Source organism: Desulfopila sp. IMCC35006, from assembly GCF_005116645.1.
Taxonomy (GTDB): domain Bacteria; phylum Desulfobacterota; class Desulfobulbia; order Desulfobulbales; family Desulfocapsaceae; genus Desulforhopalus_A.
Genome location: NZ_SWCM01000086.1, coordinates 1 through 255, shown reverse-complemented (window position 1 = coordinate 255; position 255 = coordinate 1). Strand labels below are relative to the sequence as shown.

The window sequence follows — 255 nt, the reverse complement described above, 5'->3', positions numbered from 1 at the left end:
ATGACACAGTATTCTTCGGGTAGATTCCACTGCTTCATGAGGCTGTATCCCTGTTCTGTGTGCAAAAGGTTCATCGCTTCCATGATTAATTCGTTGGTAATGGACAGATTCTTATCCTTTTGTTTCAACTGATCAGCCACCATCAGGACAAACAGTTTACCCACGTCATGAAAGAGTCCGGCAAAAAATGCGTGGCTTTTAAATTCATCCAGTTTGCATCGCTTTGAGAGCCACTGCACTCCGAGAGCACATCCC

1 protein-coding gene is annotated in these 255 nt (G+C 44.7%); it reads right to left on the bottom strand.

From position 1 onward, the window contains the following. The coding region (locus tag FCL47_RS24240; protein ID WP_136816282.1) for an HDOD domain-containing protein at window positions 1–255 on the bottom strand (255 nt) is incomplete at both ends.